Annotated in this window: 16 protein-coding genes; 8 read left to right on the top strand and 8 right to left on the bottom strand. The window is 54.4% G+C overall.

Annotation, left to right across the window (positions count from 1 at the left end; all coding sequences use genetic code 11):
• Positions 1 to 111 precede the first annotated feature (111 nt).
• The 3 genes from ACQZ51_RS10920 to ACQZ51_RS10930 all read left to right on the top strand — a co-directional run bounded on the left by ACQZ51_RS10920 (position 112) and on the right by ACQZ51_RS10930 (position 3762).
• Positions 112 to 2787 carry an Eco57I restriction-modification methylase domain-containing protein gene (locus tag ACQZ51_RS10920; RefSeq protein ID WP_448777124.1) on the top strand — a complete coding sequence of 892 codons (2676 nt, stop codon included), beginning with the start codon at positions 112 to 114 and terminating at the stop codon, positions 2785 to 2787.
• Positions 2787 to 3320 carry a PIN domain-containing protein gene (locus ACQZ51_RS10925; RefSeq protein WP_448777126.1) on the top strand — a complete coding sequence of 178 codons (534 nt, stop codon included), beginning with the start codon at positions 2787 to 2789 and terminating at the stop codon, positions 3318 to 3320. The genes ACQZ51_RS10920 and ACQZ51_RS10925 overlap by 1 nt, the downstream gene beginning before the upstream one ends.
• A gap of 214 nt (positions 3321 to 3534) precedes the next feature.
• The gene (locus ACQZ51_RS10930) at positions 3535 to 3762 is read left to right on the top strand and encodes a helix-turn-helix transcriptional regulator (protein ID WP_448777128.1); all 228 of its coding nucleotides are present in this window, start codon (positions 3535 to 3537) and stop codon (positions 3760 to 3762) included.
• A 481-nt stretch (positions 3763 to 4243) separates the two neighbouring features.
• Here the strand turns inward: ACQZ51_RS10930 and ACQZ51_RS10935 are convergent, their stop codons facing one another.
• The 5 genes from ACQZ51_RS10935 to ACQZ51_RS10955 form a co-directional block, all read right to left on the bottom strand.
• On the bottom strand, positions 4244 to 4597 hold the full coding sequence (locus ACQZ51_RS10935) for a DUF1304 domain-containing protein (RefSeq protein WP_448777129.1): 354 nt from the start codon (positions 4595 to 4597) through the stop codon (positions 4244 to 4246).
• A gap of 90 nt (positions 4598 to 4687) precedes the next feature.
• Positions 4688 to 5668, bottom strand: a complete 981-nt coding sequence (locus ACQZ51_RS10940) for a zinc-binding dehydrogenase (protein ID WP_448777131.1) — start codon at positions 5666 to 5668, stop codon at positions 4688 to 4690.
• A gap of 144 nt (positions 5669 to 5812) precedes the next feature.
• Positions 5813 to 6202 carry a hypothetical protein gene (locus ACQZ51_RS10945; RefSeq protein WP_448777133.1) on the bottom strand — a complete coding sequence of 130 codons (390 nt, stop codon included), beginning with the start codon at positions 6200 to 6202 and terminating at the stop codon, positions 5813 to 5815.
• Between the two features lie 313 nt (positions 6203 to 6515).
• Positions 6516 to 6773: a hypothetical protein gene (locus ACQZ51_RS10950; RefSeq protein WP_448777135.1), complete on the bottom strand. Its 258-nt coding sequence runs from the start codon at positions 6771 to 6773 to the stop codon at positions 6516 to 6518.
• Between the two features lie 21 nt (positions 6774 to 6794).
• Positions 6795 to 7061, bottom strand: a complete 267-nt coding sequence (locus ACQZ51_RS10955) for a hypothetical protein (RefSeq protein ID WP_448777137.1) — start codon at positions 7059 to 7061, stop codon at positions 6795 to 6797.
• 340 nt (positions 7062 to 7401) lie between these two features.
• Between ACQZ51_RS10955 and ACQZ51_RS10960 the strand changes: the two genes are divergently transcribed.
• Together ACQZ51_RS10960 and ACQZ51_RS10965 are read left to right on the top strand one after the other, a co-directional pair.
• The gene (locus ACQZ51_RS10960) at positions 7402 to 8766 is read left to right on the top strand and encodes a D-alanyl-D-alanine carboxypeptidase (RefSeq protein WP_448777139.1); all 1365 of its coding nucleotides are present in this window, start codon (positions 7402 to 7404) and stop codon (positions 8764 to 8766) included.
• 91 nt (positions 8767 to 8857) lie between these two features.
• On the top strand, positions 8858 to 9121 hold the full coding sequence (locus ACQZ51_RS10965; RefSeq protein ID WP_042619527.1) for a hypothetical protein: 264 nt from the start codon (positions 8858 to 8860) through the stop codon (positions 9119 to 9121).
• A 114-nt stretch (positions 9122 to 9235) separates the two neighbouring features.
• Here ACQZ51_RS10965 and gyrA read toward each other — a convergent pair whose 3' ends face one another.
• A complete protein-coding gene (gene gyrA / locus ACQZ51_RS10970) occupies positions 9236 to 12055 on the bottom strand; it encodes a DNA gyrase subunit A (RefSeq protein ID WP_448777141.1) in 2820 nt (939 codons plus the stop codon).
• Positions 12056 to 12305: 250 nt separating this feature from the next.
• Between gyrA and ACQZ51_RS10975 the strand changes: the two genes are divergently transcribed.
• Positions 12306 to 12935 (top strand): MarC family protein, encoded by a 630-nt coding sequence (locus ACQZ51_RS10975; RefSeq protein ID WP_042619529.1) that lies wholly within the window; start codon positions 12306 to 12308, stop codon positions 12933 to 12935.
• Between the two features lie 188 nt (positions 12936 to 13123).
• Here ACQZ51_RS10975 and ACQZ51_RS10980 read toward each other — a convergent pair whose 3' ends face one another.
• Positions 13124 to 13387, bottom strand: coding sequence for an RDD family protein (locus ACQZ51_RS10980; protein ID WP_448777143.1), 264 nt, complete (start codon positions 13385 to 13387; stop codon positions 13124 to 13126).
• 25 nt (positions 13388 to 13412) lie between these two features.
• Positions 13413 to 13934: a single-stranded DNA-binding protein gene (locus tag ACQZ51_RS10985; protein ID WP_448777145.1), complete on the bottom strand. Its 522-nt coding sequence runs from the start codon at positions 13932 to 13934 to the stop codon at positions 13413 to 13415.
• A 291-nt stretch (positions 13935 to 14225) separates the two neighbouring features.
• Between ACQZ51_RS10985 and uvrA the strand changes: the two genes are divergently transcribed.
• Together uvrA and ACQZ51_RS10995 are read left to right on the top strand one after the other, a co-directional pair.
• Positions 14226 to 17147 carry an excinuclease ABC subunit UvrA gene (gene uvrA / locus ACQZ51_RS10990; protein WP_448777147.1) on the top strand — a complete coding sequence of 974 codons (2922 nt, stop codon included), beginning with the start codon at positions 14226 to 14228 and terminating at the stop codon, positions 17145 to 17147.
• Positions 17148 to 17168: 21 nt separating this feature from the next.
• Positions 17169 to 17969, top strand: coding sequence for a DUF72 domain-containing protein (locus ACQZ51_RS10995; RefSeq protein ID WP_448777149.1), 801 nt, complete (start codon positions 17169 to 17171; stop codon positions 17967 to 17969).
• Positions 17970 to 17977: the final 8 nt, after the last annotated feature.

Consider the following 17977-nt stretch of genomic DNA (forward strand, 5'->3'; position numbering starts at 1 on the left):
CTAGGGTTCGCTTCTGCCAACCATTTAACGAACCCATCAGATGTTCACAGCACCTTTAAATTGTCACAGCGCATGTTAGAAGATGAATGGTAAATATAATGGATTCGTGTTTTGCAGCAGCTTGATAAACCAGACGAAATTTCAACCGGTACCCACCTGGCAGTAGCGCTCGGTTGGGAGTCCGATGGTCTTGAAACCCGAAAGATTACCGTTGGCAAACACCAGGTGACGGTAGAAAGGGCCAACCTTCAGGGTGAAGGGGCCGTGATGTTTGCCCGTATAGCTGGTCAGGCAACGCGTCAAGATTTGGAAACAGTTGCGCTCTATGGATATCACTCTTCCTGTCCTTGGGGCATTGTAGGAGATGAGCAGGGGATTCATGTCCTGAGTTCAAGATGGCTGCGGGACAGCGACTGGTATCGCTTGGCGCCAATACATTGGGACCAAGTTACGAAGTCAACCGACTTGCTTGAAGCGTTCGCCCCGGGAGGGGTTCGAAGCAGCGCCCCACAAAGGCGTCTCCTGGCTCTCGAAGAACCAACAGCTTTCCTCCAAGCTGTGGACGATGCCCTCGTGGAACGGCTTGATAATTGGAGGGAACGCGCTGTTCGCTACTCCAGAGGAGCGGTCACAAAAGTAGATGAGCAGTTGCAAACACTTTATGCCCAATTGTTTGTTCTAAGGACCATCGAAGACCGAGGGTTGGAGGACACAATTCCATCACCCTTAGATGCATGCCGAGGACCGGACGATTTCGACTTTGAGAGATGGACGACAATATTCAAGCGGGCGCAGGAAAGAATTGGTAGTGATCTTTTCACGGAAAACGTAGCAAAAGACATCGAACCTTTCATTCTCTCTGGGATTGTACGGGACTTATATTTTCCAAAAAGGATTCCTGGCCGCGACGTTCGTTACGATTTCTCTTGGATCAGCGCGGATGTTCTAGGGCTTGCTTATGAAAAATACCTCTCTACGGTCCTGCAGCCTGCGCCGCTACCTGCACAGACTGAGTTGTTTGCGCAACCGCAACGAGGTGTTGAGCGTCTAAGTGTAAGAAAATCCGCCGGTGCGTACTATACGCCAAGATTTCTTACTGGGTATTTGGCTGGGAGTTGTGTGAAGCGTTTTTACGAGGACGCGCCACAAGATACTATTCCGAACATAATCGATTTCGCGTGCGGTTCTGGTTCATTTTTAGTCGCTGCAGTAAACCATGTCCTCGGTCATCTCAAAAGGCACGACCCAACTCAGCCATGGGCTCGCAGAATGATCGAAGGTGGACACATTGCGGGGATCGATGTCGATCCGAAAGCAGTGACCGCAGCTCGTTTACATGTTTGGCAACGGATGATTGAAGAACCCGATGCCTTGCCATTGCCTAATCTGTCAAACGTGATCCGAGTTGGTGACGGTCTTACGCCAGGAACATGGGAAAATCTTGACAAGCAGTACGACATTGTCCTCGGGAATCCACCCTTTCTAGCAACTTCGCTCGTGGCGAACAGAGACAGACTGGAAGCGGAATTCCAGACCGCCAAGGGTCGATATGATTTTTCCTCTTTGTTCGTTGAGCAGGCTTTGAACATCCTGCGGGAGGGCGGGAGACTAGGTCTCGTTATCCCAAATAGGCTCTTCCTAAATAAAAGTGCCGAGCCTCTTCGGTCTCTCTTGTCCATCAAGTCTGATCTAGAGGTAATTGTCGATTTCGGCTCAACCAAGGTCTTCGATGCAGATGCGTACGTAGGTTGCATCATCGCTGAAAAAACCGATGGTCGAGGAATAAGAAATGAGCCGGTGCGTGTTATAAGAGTACAGTCACTTGAACCAGACTATATGACCGCAGAACTTTTCTCCGCTGAAGAGCGTGATGTTGTACTTGAGGGCGGCACGCTCAAATCTTACAACGCACGCCAGCCGGGTAAGTCGCCGTGGTCGTTACTATCTGTATCTGAACAACGTAATCGCATCGCGATGGACGAAATCTCTATCCGATTAGATTCGATTGCGACCGTTGCGCAGGGAATTCGAACGGGTGCCAATGACTTATTCATCCTCGATGTTGAAGAAGACGACGGGACCGCTCTAGCTAGGGTTAGAAACGGTCTGGGTGAAAGTTGGTTTATTGAGCGTGATGTTCTGGAGCCTGTAGTGTTTGGTACAGAACTGCAAAGGTATTCTCTAACAACACCTTCACGTCGGCTCCTCTATCCGTATCGAAACAATGTTGCGCTAACAGAAACTGAACTGAAGGAAAGATATCCCAGGACTTACGAATACTTATTCGCTTATCGGGAGCTTTTATCCGCCCGTTCAAGTTTGAAGGGAACAGGTTCAAACTATTACGAGCTGATACGGCCACGCGACGAACGATGGATACGATGCCCAAAACTGCTTATCCGCGACCTTGCACCGGCGACAGCGTTTGCTGTTGATATACGCGGAACAGCATTTATTGTCAGCGGCACTGCTGTAGTTCCCGCTGATCCGGAATTATGCCTCCCCCTGTGTGCTTATCTGAATAGCAGAGTGGTCAATTCTTTGATTAGACAACAAACACCTTCGTTTCGTGGAGATTTTCAGAAATTTGAACCAGGAGTGCTTTCCGCTATTCCCGTTCTCGCCCCTATCTCAGAAGATGAGGCAGTCGCTGCCCAGCTTCGCGAGTTGGCGACAAAACGTATGTCCTGCCCAGAAGGAAGCGCGGATGCGAAATCGATCGAAGACGAAATTGATCGTTTCTTGGTGGGGATCGCCTCGTCATTGGGAGCTGATTTGGTGTTCTGATGCCTGTTTTTGCAATTGAAGGAATTGAACTCGACCTTCCAAGGAACCTCGCGATCCTAGATACTAATATATTGATTGCTCTCGCTTTGCCAGACGATGAGTTTCATGCCGAAGTCGAGCAATTTTTTGAGGATCAGGATCAATTCATATTCGGGGTGCCCTCACCCGTGATCGTTGAGGCTTGCAGTTTTATAATTGGGGCAAGAAAGCGGCACGATCTCGCGCTGAAGCTCTTGCAGTGGCTGCTGACGCCGGGAAGCGGAGTAATCTTACTGCCAGCGCCACACGGCCCAGCCGAACGCGACGTGCAAGCTTTTCTAAGTGCCGACTCAGCTTGGATGACAAAGCACAGTTTAGACTATGTTGACGCCTACGTGATGCAAATGGCAGACGTGGTGACCAAAAGCTGCCAGTACAGTCCGGGCTTGCTTATTATTACGAACGACATGAAGGACTATTGGCGCTGTTGGCAGCAAGGTTATGCATTCAGCGTTTACGATATAACTCAGCGGGAAGTGATCGACTTTTCCTGAGAATTTGAGGTCACCCAAAATAGCAGAAGTGAACAATTGGCATTGTCGTGCAGAGTCGGCCACTTGTAGGAACGCAGCGGGGAGCAATTCCAATAAAGACCTGCAAGATGCATTCTCATACGTTGACACCGGGACCCATACCGAAGCATAATCTCCTGAGCGGACAGTTCTCGGGCCTTTCGGCCCTCAAATCCATTTTGCATTGGAGAACCGCATGTCCGACGGGCAATCAAACCTCGTTTCGCTCGATAGCTACTTAACGCTCAAAGAAGTGACCATGAATATCAAGGTAGCGACTTCCACTCTTTATCGCTGGATCGCCGACGGCAAGTTTCCGAAGCCAGTCCGACTCGGCGAGAATTGCGTGCGTTGGCGCGTCGCTGACATGAAAGCTTGGCAAGACAGTCGCCACACCGTCGAGCCAGTCAAAAAAGCAGGCTGAAATTTGAATAAAATTTGCGGGTATGAATACGGGTATCTACGGATAATGCTACGTACAAAAGGCCGATGAATTAGGCCCTTTGAACGTCTAATGTGACGGACACCCCATCTGCCAGTCTTACAAGTGACTTTCGTACGCACTCATCATCGTAATATAGTTCTAAGGCTGTCTTCGCAGCTTGCTTGCTATGTGCCGCTGCAAGTGCAGAAATCCCGTTATATGTTGTAATGAAGCATTGGCGACATATGCCAGTGCCATTATAAGGTCCGAGAACGACGATTCTTGAAAGGCCTACCTATGTGGATGGAAGTGACAGCGGTCAGCAACAATCAAAAGTTTGCGATCAATTTTGACCATGTTACGCAGATTTCTCCCCTGTCCCAAGGCACGCTGATCATGCGCGCGGGAAATGAACGCGTTCAGGTTATGGAAAGCTATGACTACATCGTCGCTCGCCTTCATGCGGCCGCGACGAAGTAATTCAAACACCTGCGAAAACGGCAATCAGTGCGGCAAACGCAGGGACTGCCTGGATGAACAGTATCTTTCTGCTCGCAGTCGCAGCGCCGAAAACGCCAGCCACCAGAATGCAGCCCAAAAAGAAAATCGCAACGCTTCTTTGCCCGTCGCCCTGCGATAGTGCGAAGATCAGACCCGCGGCAAGAAATCCATTATAGAGCCCCTGATTGGCGGCAAGAACTTTGCTCGACTCTGCAAATTCCGGCGAAAGCCTGAAGGCCTTGCGTCCTGCCGGTTTGGTCCAAAGCACCATCTGCAGAACGAGAATGTAGGCGTGTAAAGCAGCGATCAAAACAATCAGAACATTGGCAATCAATTTCGGCCTCCCCCATAGGTTTAGCCTCCTCGATAGCATTGAAACCCCGGGTCGCGGAAGCAGCTTCAATGCTTCCGCGCCGGATATGGTTTACGGCTTCAACAGAACTTTTCCCGCTTTGCCAGGCGTGAGGGACGCTTTGACAGCAGCCGATATGTCCGCAAGATCATAAACGCCGTCTACCGGCAGCGTGATGGTCTTGTTGTCAACGAGCGTGATCAATTCGCCCATCAGTCGGCGTCTGTCGTCGGGAGAAAGGGCAGCGATTGCCTTCGATCCCCAGAAACCTTTGATGGTCAGTTGCTTGAAGATAACCGGCCCGGATGAAATCTCCATGGGCTCGCCCGTCATTGAGCCGAAGGAAACGAGCAATCCATCATCGCTAAGCAGTTCAGCAATGTCATTGCTGGCAACGCCGCCGATGGAATCTACGCCTGCGCGAATGGGCTGATCTCCAGCCAGGTCCCGCACCTTTTGCTTCCAGTCGTCTGCGGCGGTCGAGACACCATTGATAATGCCCAACGCCGCCAGCTCTTCAACACCCGCATCACGACGAACAAGGTTTATCGCATGAATGCCCCTCGCCTGCGCGACCATTGCAACGGCCTTGCCCACTGCGCCATTGGCAGTATTTTGCACGAACCAGTCATTCGGCTTCACACCAAGATATTCCAGCAACGTCAGTGCGCTGAACGGCATAGCGATCAGCTGCGCTGCGGCTTCGTCTGAAATCGAATCAGGCACGGGAACGACGCCCGATGCTGGTGCGAGAAAATACTCGGCCCATGAACCATGAACGCCTGCCGCTGCTACCCTTTTTCCGAGCAATGAGGCGTCTGCCCCTTCGCCCAGTTCGTCGACTATGCCGACGGCCTCGCTGCCACCAATTGCACCAGGCAAAGGCGGCTTATATCCATAATTGCCGCGCACTGTCCAAATGTCGTGATTATGGATGGGTGACAAAAGCATGCGAATGCGCAGCTCTCCCTTGCCCGGCTGGGGAATTGGAGCATCTCCAAGTTTCAGCACGTCCTGCGGTTCACCAAAAATGTCGTGCATTGCACTGCGCATATAATTTTCCTTCTAATAAATGAACTGCGCGCCAACCTTGGCGAGCACTGTGGCATTGCTGTGAACCAGAGGCCAAATACGGGCGAAAAAACGAAAAAGCCGACCAACTGGCCGGCTCTTGTGTCACTTAAAAAGCTGTAAGTCTTATTGGCAGACGCGGAGGCTTTCCATGTGCCAGCCACCATCATAGGCATTGCGGACCTGCCTGTCTTCAAACCAGCAGCGCGGCGGAGGCGGTGGTGGTGGCTCGACATAACGGGGGCCATTACCGCCCGCCAACGCGCCACCGATGATGCCGCCCAGAACACCAGCAGCGATGCCGCCAGCAATGAACCGGCCATTATCACGGTCCCGATGCCTGCGCGGAGGGTCGCGATAAGGGCGGGGCGGCGGGCCACGGCGGTCGTATCGAGGACCACCGTCATAATAACGGGGACCACCATCATAATATTGTGCGGATGCGGTTTGCGCGCTTGTCAGAACGGCGCCACTGGCGATGATTGCAGCGAGTGCTGTGAGAACAATCTTTTTCATTGCAGGCTTCTCCATGTGAGCCGAACCGTTCTCGGGTACCGTCTCAATATGATCTGAAAATGGCATGGCAGTGATGAACAAGTCCTGAATGGATAAATATTCTGAAATCATATAGCCGCCGCATACGCAGGCGTACCGTTAGCCAGCACACTGACCTTTCGCGCTGTACGGGATGCGGGTATGGGGTGATTGCTTCCTCCACGGGAGGAGCTCCCAAGTCCTGAAAGCCAATCAGGCAATACCTTGGCCCCGCCTTTTGGTGGGGCTTTTTTTATGTCCATGGTGAGCTTGTGTAGCATTGCTGTTGCAGCTGTTAGTGGGAGACCTCAACAGGCGTGACTTCGACTTCAACGGTGCTCCCGGAATGGCTGTCGCGAGGATACTGGTTCAAGAGATCTTCGAAAAGCTCGATCACAGCCGCAGGCATATTGCGCGAAAAATCATCGAATAAAACGTTGGCGCGGTCCCAGGCGTAGATCGCCAGAAGCGTGAGAACGAGCAGAAGAAGCCAGGGCCAGATTGGCTTGCGGCGGGAATGCCTCTCGCCGTTCTTGTCAATCATATCGGACATGGGGCTTCTCCAGATGAACGCTCAGCGTCTTCCATATCGCGGCTCGCCGCCAGGGGCATAAGCAGCTTTTTGTGAGAATCGAAATATATTGCCGCATTGAGCGCAGCGTATCATGAATTCCGCTGGATTGCCCGAGGGCCGTTCCGCGCGAAAGCCTGCGGGCATCTCATCAATCCGAAAATCGACATTCGGATTCTGCTTCTCATCTATTTCAGATACTTCAGCAAAGCCGGAGTGGCCGCACTTTGAGCATTCGAGTTTGCGGGAATATCGGTCGCGCGAAGCCATGGAGAATCCTTTGTTTCGCGACAGGTAGCAATGCAGCGACGGCAGTTCAATACTCTCCGCGCTCCCTCCCGGGCTTCCGCAGGCTCAGGCCAAAAGAGATGTCACCTGATCGCAACGCCCGATGCTGTGCCGCTCTCGATCACGAGCCGCATTTTATCAGGTTAAGTTACCATTCATAAACCACTTGGTAACGCCATCGCACTAGTGTTGCGAGATGAAATGTCTGGCGGGGCGTGTCGGACGGAACAGTGGCATGCGATTAAAGAGTTCAACCGTGTTCAAAAATGTATCTGAGTTATTTGGTAAGACGGTCAAGGCTGGGTCTTTCGTGAAGGTTTTCATGTTTGCGATAGCTATGGCAACAGCAACAACTGCTACCACGCAGGTTGCGAAAGCTGATCCCAAATATGCAGGCATCGTTCTCGATGCCAAAACAGGCAAGGTTCTGTACGGCGAAGATCCAGATGGCCTGCGTTATCCAGCTTCCCTCACAAAAATGATGACACTGTATCTGACGTTTGAGGCGTTGAATTCCGGTCGCATATCGCTGGACTCCAAAGTGCCAGTTTCTGCCAATGCAGCGAAAGAGCCTCCATCCAAGCTCGGCGTTCGCGCAGGTGGAAGTGTTACGGTTGAGCAGGCAATTCTCGCGCTGGTCACGCGTTCTGCAAACGATATCGCCACAGCACTCGGCGAATATATTGGCGGCAGCGAAGAGCGTTTCGGTCGCATCATGACGGCCAAGGCCCGTGCGCTTGGCATGACACGCACCACATATCGCAATGCCCACGGCCTGCCGAACACGGCACAAATGACTACGGCCCGCGACCAGGCACGCCTTAGCGTTGCCTTGCGTCAGCACTTCCCGCAATATTACGGCTACTTCAACACCCGCACATTCACTTTCGGTAAGCAGGTCATCGGAAACCACAACCGCCTCGTTGGTACCGTTCGTGGCGTTGATGGCATCAAGACCGGCTACACCCGCGCTGCTGGAAGCAACCTTGCAACTTCCGCTCAACTGGATGGACGCTCCATCGTTGCGGTCGTGCTGGGTGGTCGCTCAAGCGCCGCTCGTGATGCGACAATGCGCAAGTTGGTTGCGGAATACCTGCCAAAGGCCTCCCGCTCCGGCACAAGCAACCTGATTGCAGCAACGCCTTCTGCGCCTATTGAAGAGCCCGTTTCTGTCGCAACCGCAAACACAGCGTCCGGCCTTCCAAACGCTGGCCCGCTTCCACAGGCACGCTACGCAGATGAAACACCCGTAACCGCATTCGCACCAGCACCTGCAAATGCAGCCGTTGCAGCCATGGACATGGCAACGCGTGCCAAGACACCTGCCCGCCCAGCTCCACCTGTGGATATGAGACCAGATCGTTCGCTGGTTACGAACTCGACCAAGGTCGACAATATCGTGACTGCCTCGACCACGCCTGTTCCGGCTGTTTCCAGAGATGCAGGCTGGGTCATTCAGATCGGCGCATCTCCAGATGAAGGCTCTGCGCGCAACCTGCTTCAGGCAGCGCAGGATAAGGGCGGCAGCCTGCTTCGTAGCGCAACGCCATTCACCGTGGCCTTCACGAAGGATGGCTCACAGATGTACCGCGCGCGCTTCGGCGGCTTCGATGGCCAGAATGATGCGGTCAATGCATGCAACACATTGAAAAAGAAAGGCATCAGCTGCTGGGCGTCTCTCCAGTAAGCAGCAGATGGTATCAGCGACCGGTGATGTCATGACGAACGAGATTACCGGTTCCACTCCTCGAATTGTATTGAGTAACGAGGGTTTCCAAATGGCAATCAACGAAAACTATTCGGACATTGCGGCAGGCAAAGGCAGACAGCAAAGTCTTTCCGTGCTGCACCCAATCCACGAGGCGGCAATGCGAATTGCCGATCTCGGCCTCAACAAATCGCGTCACAAGACCCGCGATCTTGTTAACCTGCTCCTTTGCCACGGCGCCCGCGCCTGGCGCAGTAACCAGCCGGAAGCAAAGATCCATCTTCATATCATGTCAAAATCTGGCCGCGGTGCGATTCATCTGCGTCTGAGATAAGACCTCCATCACAAACAAAAGCCCTGCGAAACGATGTTTCGCAGGGCTTTCTTGTATCTTATGTCAGAGATGAGTTGCGGCGAGCCCAACCAAAGGCACGCCGCATCTACTTACTTATACGCCTTCGCCATCACCCTCAGGTGCTGCGGCGACTTCGGTCTCAATGCCATCAACCTCAGCCTCGCCATCATCTTCGCCTTCTGGCTCGTTGATGCGTTCGACGGAAACAACCTTCTCATCCTTGGCAGTTGAGAAGATGGTAACGCCCTTGGTCGCGCGGCTGGCGAAGCGAATACCGTTGACGGGCACACGGATCAGCTGCCCTCCATCGGACACAAGCATGATCTGGTCGCTGTCATCAACAGGGAAGGCTGCGACGAGTTCACCGATCTCCGCCGTCTTGGACGTATCGGTGGCACGAATGCCCTTGCCGCCACGGCCCGACGTACGGAAGTCATAGGAAGAAGACCGCTTGCCAAATCCCTTTTCAGAAACCGTCAGAACAAACTGCTCTTTCGACTTCAGGAACTGATAGCGCTCTTCGGTCAGATGACCTTCTTCAGTTACCTCTTCACCAACAAGCGCAATTTCTTCAACATCGGTCTCGCCGGTCAGTGCACGACGCTCAGCAGCGGCACGCTTGAGATAAGCTGCACGCTCCCATGGCTCGGCATTGACATGACTTACGATCGTCATGGAAATGATGCGGTCGCCCTCGCCCATATTGATGCCACGAACGCCAACCGAGTTACGGCCAGCAAAGACGCGAACGTCATCAACAGGGAAGCGGATGCACTGCCCGAGCGCAGTTGTCAGCAGAACGTCGTCGCCAACCACCTCACCAAGCGCATCTGGGCCTGTGCATGTCTCGACGGAGAGGATTTCATCACCCTCTTCATCCAGCTTCATCGCAATCTTACCGTTGCGGTTCACCTGAACGAAGTCAGACAGCTTGTTACGGCGCACTGTTCCACGCGTCGTGGAGAACATAACGTCCAGTGTGTCCCACGTTGTCTCGTCTTCTGGCAACGGCATAATGGTCGTAATGCGCTCGCCAGGCTCCAGCGGCAGCATGTTGATGAGCGCCTTGCCCTTGGACTGTGGTGTGCCAATCGGCAAGCGCCAGACTTTTTCCTTGTACACGATACCGCGTGACGAGAAGAACAGAACAGGCGTGTGCGTATTGGCAACAAACAAGCGGTTGACGAAATCTGCATCACGCGTAGCCATGCCGGACCGGCCTTTGCCACCGCGGCGCTGCGCCTTGTAAGTCGTCAAAGGTACGCGCTTGATGTAACCAAGGTGCGAAACGGTAACGACCATGTCTTCACGGGCGATGAGGTCTTCATCGTCCATGTCAGGGCCACCTTCCACGATGACGCTTCGGCGTGGGGTGCCGAATTCGTCGCGTACCGCCGCAAGCTCGTCCTTGACGATCTGCTGGATACGAATGCGGGAAGACAGAATATCAAGATATTCGCTGATCTCAGCGCCGATCTTGTTCAACTCATCGCTGATTTCATCACGACCCAGCGCAGTCAGGCGGGCAAGACGCAGCTCGAGAATGGCGCGTGCCTGCTCTTCCGACAGGTTGTAGGTCAGATCTTCATTGATGCGGTGGCGCGGATCGTCGATCAGAAGGATCAGGCTTTCAACGTCCGACGCTGGCCAACGGCGCGTCATCAATTGCTCGCGGGCAGTTGCTGGATCAGGCGCCTGACGGATGACGCGAATGACTTCATCGATGTTGGCAACCGCAATAGCCAGACCGACCAGCACATGCGCGCGATCACGGGCCTTGCGCAGAAGATACTTGGTGCGGCGGCTGACGACTTCCTCACGGAAGGACACGAAAGCGCGCAGCATATCCAGAAGCGTCATCTGCTCCGGCTTGCCGCCGTTCAGCGCAACCATGTTGCAACCGAATGAGGTCTGCAAAGGCGTGTAGCGATAAAGCTGGTTCAAAATGACTTCAGCATTGGCATCGCGCTTCAGCTCGACCACAACGCGGTAGCCCTGACGGTCAGATTCGTCACGAAGGTCCGAAATGCCCTCGATGCGCTTGTCCTTGACCAGCTCAGCCATCTTTTCGATCATCGACGACTTGTTCACCTGGAAGGGAACTTCGGTGATGATGATCTGCTCGCGGTCTCCACGCATCGGCTCGATGGTGGCGCGTCCGCGCATGATCACGGAGCCCCGACCGGTCTCATAGGCCGAACGGATTCCGGAGCGGCCGAGAATGAATGCGCCTGTTGGGAAGTCAGGGCCCGGGATGATCTGCATCAATTCTGGCAGTTCGATTTCCGGGTTGTCGATCAGCGCGATAGAACCATCGATGACTTCGGACAAGTTGTGCGGCGGAATGTTGGTGGCCATGCCGACCGCGATGCCGCCCGCGCCGTTGACCAGCAAGTTGGGAAATCTCGCGGGCATGACGACCGGCTCAGACAGTGTGCCGTCATAGTTATCGCGGAAATCGACTGTTTCCTTGTCCAGGTCGTCGAGGATCGAGTGCGCGGCCTTCTGCAAGCGGCACTCGGTGTAGCGTTCAGCCGCTGGCGGATCGCCATCGATGGAGCCGAAGTTGCCCTGGCCGTCGATCAATGGCAGTCGCAGGGACCAATCCTGCGCCATGCGCGCCAAAGCGTCGTAAATCGCCGAGTTGCCATGCGGGTGGTATTTACCCATCACGTCACCGGTGACGCGGGCGCATTTAACGTATTTCTTGTTCCAGTCGATGCCGAGTTCGGACATGCCGTAAAGGATACGGCGATGAACGGGCTTCAGTCCGTCACGAACGTCTGGAAGTGCACGGCTGACGATAACGCTCATGGCGTAATCGAGATACGACCGCTGCATTTCCTCCATGATGGAAATAGGCTCAATACCTGGCGGAAGCTTTCCGCCGCCTGGGGGGCTCTGGTCAGTCAAATCGGATCACATTCTATGTTAAGAATCGGATGGATTTTTATAGCGGAAACAGCGCTAAAGCGCCAATTTCCAGCCGGGTTATGAACAGTCTTTTACGTCATTTGCAAGACGATGCACAGTTTTCTCCCTACCATCAAGGAAATCTCTGTTTAGAGGGTTTTAAACACGCCAAGACTTACCTACCATTGCGACACATCGATCCTGAAACGGGCCACAATCCCGCAATTCAAGGGCGCCAGACGGGGATATCATGGCAAGCACCGAACTTCTCATCAATGCGTTGACGACAATGCTCGTCACGCTGGATCCTCCGGGCCTCGCCCCGGTGTTTCTTGCCCTCACAGTTGGCATGACACGGGCGCAACGCGGTCAGGTGGCTCTCAGAGGCTCGATCATCGCCTTTGCCATCCTTGCGGCATTTGCGCTTTTCGGAGCATCCATTCTGGAGCTTCTGGGCATATCACTCGGTGCCTTCCGCATCTCGGGCGGCTTGCTGCTGTTCTGGATCTCGTTTGAAATGATCTTCGAGAAGCGTCAGGAGCGTAAGGAAAAGACGTCGGAAATGGCTATCACGCTGGACCACATCCAGAACATCGCGGTGTTCCCGCTCGCAATACCCCTAATCGCCGGTCCGGGCGCCATATCAGCCACGGTGTTGATATCCGGCTCCATGCAGACGACCTTCGACAAGATCATCTTCATTCTGCTGCTGGCCTTCAGCATGCTGCTGGTGTTCCTGGCGCTGCTGGCCGCTGACAGGCTGGATCGCTTTCTGGGCAACACAGGACGAGCCATCCTCACCCGCCTGCTCGGCGTGCTTCTGGCTGCCCTCTCGGTTCAGTTCGTGGTGGACGGCGTGAAATCCGTGATAGCGTCCTGACGCCAAGGAAATATCGTCATGCAATGGGCCGGGGCTATCTGCAACGCCGTTGCGTTGACAGCCACCCGTGGGCCTCACTCAATTTGAGGTCGTTAGTCTGAAAAAGCTTGCCGAAACGCCGTTTAACGGTTCATCAGCAAGCCAGACTGCAAATTTGATGGAGGTGGTCCAACGAAGGCCGCCCACCTTTAATCTGCACGCTTGGCCTTCAAAATCCGCTTCCACACTGTGCCGCCCAAATAGCGGTTGAACACGAGGAAGTAAGCAACCAACAGAGCCATCATGATTACCGCAGGCATGCCCTGCAGGCTGAACCCGTTTTCTGTGCGTCCACCAAAGACGAGCGCGACGAGATAGCCGAAAAGCCAGAACGCCGTGAAAAAATCCAGTATGGCAGCAAGGACGATCCGCCAGGTTGAGGGCTGGCGGTTCGGATTGATCGGATCAGTCATTAGTCCCCCAATAATCGTTCAGACATCAAAATGGGATGTCATCGTCCATATCGTTGTTGAAGTTGCCAGCCGGCTGGCCACCACGAGACGAACCGCCGCGAGAGGGAGAGGATGATGGCATATCGTTGCCACCGCCGTAGTTTCCGCCGCCGCCGAAATCGTCTCCGCCACGGCTTCCACCACCGCCGCCTTCACCGCGACCGTCCAGCATCGTCAATGTCGAGTTGAAGCCCTGCAGAACGATTTCCGTCGAATAGCGGTCGTTACCGGTCTGGTCCTGCCATTTGCGGGTCTGAAGCGCACCTTCGATGTAAAGCTTGGCGCCCTTTTTCACATACTGCTCAATGACCTTGCAAAGACCTTCGTTGAACACGACGACAGTGTGCCATTCAGTCTTTTCTTTGCGCTCACCGGAGTTGCGATCGCGCCAGCTTTCGGACGTCGCAATGCGCAAATTCGCAATAGGGCGACCGTCCTGCGTGCGGCGAATTTCAGGATCAGCACCGACGTTCCCGAGCAAAATTACCTTGTTTACGCTGCCAGCCATCTTCTCATCCTGTCTGCCAACCCTCATGGTCAGCATTTATCCTGTTCAAAATTTAAACGCACCATAGACCATCGTTTAGGCCCGTGGGCATTGGATGGAACAACAATCCACAAGGAATGTTCTCTCACCTGTGAAACCCTTGCCAATCGTTCTTATTTTGTTCTATTAAGGCAGATCAATCGAGTCAAGTGGACGGAAAAGCGTATCTGAAAAGCTTAACATACCTCGACACGCCGTCTGCCATCATTACATAAGAACCGACGCCTCCCAACGAGTATTCCGAGCCTTCTCATGAGTGAATTAAAGACGATTTCGATCCGTGGTGCCCGCGAGCATAATCTCAAGGGCATAGACCTCGATTTGCCGCGCAACAAGCTGATCGTCATGACCGGCCTTTCGGGCTCTGGAAAATCCTCGCTTGCTTTCGATACGATCTATGCCGAAGGGCAGCGTCGTTATGTCGAAAGCCTATCTGCCTATGCGCGGCAATTTCTGGAAATGATGCAGAAGCCGGATGTGGATCAGATCGAGGGTCTCTCCCCGGCCATTTCCATTGAGCAGAAGACGACATCGCGCAACCCGCGCTCGACTGTTGGCACTGTCACTGAGATTTACGACTATATGCGCCTTCTGTTTGCGCGCGTTGGCGTTCCCTATTCTCCCGCAACCGGTCTGCCAATCGAAAGCCAGACAGTCAGCCAAATGGTTGACCGCGTCCTCGCATTCGAAGAAGGCACGCGTCTCTATATCCTCGCTCCCATCATTCGCGGACGTAAAGGGGAGTACAAGAAAGAGCTGGCGGACCTGATGAAAAAGGGTTTCCAGCGCGTAAAGGTCGATGGTCAGTTCTACGAGATTGCTGACGTCCCTGCCCTCGATAAGAAATACAAGCACGATATCGACGTGGTGGTGGACCGTGCCGTGGTTCGCCCCGATATGGCATCGCGTCTTGCAGACAGCATCGAGACATGCCTGAAACTCGCCGATGGATTGGCTGTCGCCGAATTCGCCGACAAGCCCCTCCCCCCTGAGGAAACCTCGGCCGGCGGCTCAGCCAACAAGTCGCTCAACGAAACCCACGAGCGCGTGCTATTTTCGGAAAAATTTGCCTGCCCCGTATCGGGTTTCACAATACCGGAAATCGAACCGCGCCTCTTCTCGTTCAACAATCCCTTCGGTGCCTGCCCAACTTGCGATGGCTTGGGCTCGCAACAGAAGGTGGACGTTGCGCTGATCGTGCCCGAACCCGAGCGCACTCTGAAGGATGGCGCTGTCGCACCTTGGGCAAAATCATCGTCGCCCTATTATAATCAGACGCTTGAAGCGCTTGGAAAAGCCTTTGGTTTCAAGCTTTCGAGCCGTTGGAACCAACTGACCGATGCTGCCAAGAAAGCCATTTTGCAGGGCACCGACGACAAGATCGAATTCGAGTATCAGGATGGTGCCCGCTCCTACAAGACCGTGAAGAATTTCGAGGGCATCGTGCCCAATCTCGAGCGTCGCTGGAAGGAAACGGATAGTGCCTGGGCCCGTGAGGAAATCGAGCGCTATATGTCGGCGGCTCCCTGCCCTGCCTGCGCAGGTTACCGCCTCAAGCCCGAGGCATTGGCCGTGAAGATCAACAAGATGCACATCGGCCAGGTTACGCAGATGTCGATCAAGCTGGCGCGCGACTGGTTTGAGGTTTTGCCCGAATCTCTCAACGCCAAGCAGAACGAGATCGCCGTCCGCATTCTCAAGGAAATCCGCGAGCGTCTGCGCTTCCTCAACGATGTGGGTCTGGATTATCTCAGCCTGTCGCGAAATTCAGGCACGCTCTCCGGTGGCGAAAGCCAGCGTATCCGGCTTGCTTCGCAGATTGGTTCAGGTTTGACGGGCGTTCTCTATGTGCTCGACGAGCCATCGATTGGCTTGCACCAGCGTGACAATGCCCGCCTTCTCGAAACGCTGAAGCACCTTCGTGATATCGGCAACACCGTCATTGTCGTGGAGCATGACGAAGACGCGATCATGACCGCAGACTATGTGGTCGATATCGGCCCCGCAGCTGGCATCCATGGCGGTGAGGTGATCGCCGAGGGAACGCCGCAACAGGTGATGGACAATCCGAAATCACTGACGGGCAAATACCTCTCCGGCGAGTTGGGTGTGGCAGTTCCTGCGGAACGTCGCAAACCCAAGAAGGGTAAGGAGATCAAGGTTGTTGGCGCACGGGGCAACAACCTGAAGAACGTCACTGCGTCGGTTCCCCTCGGTGTCTTCACAGCGGTGACAGGTGTTTCCGGTGGCGGCAAATCGACGTTCCTGATTGAAACGCTCTATAAGGCCGCTGCCCGTCGGGTTATGGGCGCGCGCGAAATACCGGCGGACCATGACCGGATCGATGGGTTCGAGTTCATCGACAAGGTCATCGATATCGACCAGTCGCCCATCGGTCGGACGCCGCGCTCCAACCCGGCCACCTATACCGGTGCCTTTACGCCGATCCGGGACTGGTTCTCAGGCCTGCCAGAAGCGAAGGCCCGCGGTTATGCGCCCGGTCGCTTTTCCTTCAACGTCAAGGGCGGTCGCTGCGAAGCATGCCAGGGTGATGGCGTGATCAAGATCGAGATGCACTTCCTGCCGGATGTCTATGTCACCTGCGATGTATGTCACGGAAAGCGCTACAACCGCGAAACACTCGATGTAACATTCAAGGGCAAGTCCATCGCAGACGTGTTGGATATGACGGTCGAAGAGGGAGTCGAATTCTTTGCAGCAGTACCTGCTGTACGGGACAAGTTGCAATCGCTCTTTGAGGTCGGCCTTGGCTATATCAAAGTCGGCCAGCAGGCGAACACGCTTTCAGGCGGCGAGGCCCAGCGCGTGAAGCTTGCGAAGGAATTGTCGAAGCGCTCCACAGGTCGCACGCTCTATATCCTCGATGAGCCGACGACGGGTCTGCATTTCCACGACGTGGAAAAGCTCCTGGAAATGCTGCATGAACTGGTCAATCAGGGCAACTCCGTCGTCGTGATCGAGCACAATCTTGAAGTCATCAAGACGGCGGACTGGGTTATCGATATCGGCCCAGAAGGCGGCACTGGCGGTGGCGAGGTCGTTGCTGCGGGCACGCCGGAGCAGATCGTCAAGGAAAAGCGCTCCTATACCGGGCACTTCCTGAAAGAACTGCTGGAACGCCGTCCAGAGAAGAAAATACAAGCGGCCGAGTGATCAGGCTACCGAGGGCATAGGATGAGCAAGACAGGGACGATCCGTACGGGCATTGGCGGCTGGACGTTTGAGCCTTGGGAGGGCAAGTTCTATCCAGACAAGCTGGTCAAACGGCGACAGCTGGAACATGCCAGCCGTCATCTGACCGCCATCGAAGTCAACGGCACCTATTATGGCAGTCAAAAACCTGAAACCTTTGCCAAATGGGCATCCGAAGTGCCGGATGGTTTCATATTTTCGCTGAAGGCCAGCCGCTACGTCACCAACCGAAAGGTGCTTGCGGAAGCCGGTGACTCCATGACGAAGTTCCTGACACAGGGTTTGACGGAGCTTGGCGATCACCTCGGCCCGATCCTGTGGCAGTTTGCACCTACGAAAAAATTCGAGCCCGATGACTTTGCGGCGTTCCTCGCGCTTCTGCCTGAAAAACAGGACGGACTGATGCTTCAGCACGTTGTCGAGGTCCGTCATCCCAGTTTCCAGGTACCGGAATTCATCCAGTTGCTGAACAAGCACAAGGTGGCCGTGGTCTGCGCCGACCACCACGACTATCCGATGCTGCCGGATGTTACAGCGGATTTCGTCTATTGCCGGCTGCAAAAAGGCGAAGACGATATCGAGACCTGCTATCCTGAAAAGGACGTCGAAGCCTGGGCTAAACGACTTCAGACTTACGCAGAGGGCAGCGCCCCTGATGATCTTCCATTGATCGCAGCCGATTTGCAGCCTGAGAAAAAGCCACGCGATGTGTTTGCCTTCTTCATTTCAGGCGGCAAGGTCAACGCGCCCGAAGGCGCGCAGCTTTTGCAGACGCTTGTCTAGCGCTCGGC

Source organism: Agrobacterium sp. CG674 (assembly GCF_053521645.1).

Coding starts and splice junctions, on each gene's coding strand:
- uvrA (WP_448777147.1), top strand. CDS start 14,226: ATGAGTGAATTAAAGACGATTTCGATCCGTGGTGCCCGCGAGCATAAT.
- ACQZ51_RS10985 (WP_448777145.1), bottom strand. CDS start 13,934: ATGGCTGGCAGCGTAAACAAGGTAATTTTGCTCGGGAACGTCGGTGCT.
- ACQZ51_RS10930 (WP_448777128.1), top strand. CDS start 3,535: ATGTCCGACGGGCAATCAAACCTCGTTTCGCTCGATAGCTACTTAACG.
- ACQZ51_RS10980 (WP_448777143.1), bottom strand. CDS start 13,387: ATGACTGATCCGATCAATCCGAACCGCCAGCCCTCAACCTGGCGGATC.
- ACQZ51_RS10945 (WP_448777133.1), bottom strand. CDS start 6,202: ATGAAAAAGATTGTTCTCACAGCACTCGCTGCAATCATCGCCAGTGGC.
- ACQZ51_RS10950 (WP_448777135.1), bottom strand. CDS start 6,773: ATGTCCGATATGATTGACAAGAACGGCGAGAGGCATTCCCGCCGCAAG.
- ACQZ51_RS10975 (WP_042619529.1), top strand. CDS start 12,306: ATGGCAAGCACCGAACTTCTCATCAATGCGTTGACGACAATGCTCGTC.
- ACQZ51_RS10925 (WP_448777126.1), top strand. CDS start 2,787: ATGCCTGTTTTTGCAATTGAAGGAATTGAACTCGACCTTCCAAGGAAC.
- ACQZ51_RS10965 (WP_042619527.1), top strand. CDS start 8,858: ATGGCAATCAACGAAAACTATTCGGACATTGCGGCAGGCAAAGGCAGA.
- ACQZ51_RS10960 (WP_448777139.1), top strand. CDS start 7,402: ATGTTTGCGATAGCTATGGCAACAGCAACAACTGCTACCACGCAGGTT.
- ACQZ51_RS10940 (WP_448777131.1), bottom strand. CDS start 5,668: ATGCGCAGTGCAATGCACGACATTTTTGGTGAACCGCAGGACGTGCTG.
- ACQZ51_RS10995 (WP_448777149.1), top strand. CDS start 17,169: ATGAGCAAGACAGGGACGATCCGTACGGGCATTGGCGGCTGGACGTTT.
- ACQZ51_RS10955 (WP_448777137.1), bottom strand. CDS start 7,061: ATGGCTTCGCGCGACCGATATTCCCGCAAACTCGAATGCTCAAAGTGC.